Origin of the sequence: Vibrio sp. 10N.222.52.B7 (assembly GCF_041474275.1) — a bacterium.
Lineage (GTDB): Bacteria > Pseudomonadota > Gammaproteobacteria > Enterobacterales > Vibrionaceae > Vibrio > Vibrio crassostreae_C.
This window is the reverse complement of record NZ_JBFRTU010000267.1, coordinates 1-361: the sequence shown is the minus strand read 5'-3', so window position 1 is coordinate 361 and position 361 is coordinate 1. Positions and strand designations below refer to the sequence as shown.

Annotated in this window: 1 pseudogene; it reads right to left on the bottom strand. The window is 40.2% G+C overall.

Going from position 1 to position 361, the window contains the following annotated elements:
- Nucleotides 1–361: pseudogene (locus tag AB4512_RS22770) on the bottom strand (hypothetical protein); the annotation flags it as partial.

The following is a 361-nucleotide window of genomic DNA, read 5'->3' as shown; positions in this document are numbered from 1 at the left end:
CCTTGTCTCGATTCAAAATCAAACTGCCTATATTGGCGTGAATATGAGATTTCTACGATGTCATCTGGCGATTGAGATTCGAAAACAATCGTATTTTTGACACTGGTCATGTGAAATGAAATGTCATTTTTAATTGTGATGCATTGCTTGTTAATACATGCCGTCACATCAGCAGAAGACAGCCAATTATGTGTATAAAGCTCTACAGAAAATCGCCCTTCTTTACTCGGCTGAACGTCAAAAGAGAAACCACTAGAACCAACAAGCAAACCTGAAAAAGCCAGCTCTTGGTTATAATCCGTAGAGTCGCCGCCTTGCCAGTAGTAACGATTGCCAACTGCATTTTTAGTCTCTGAAGTAG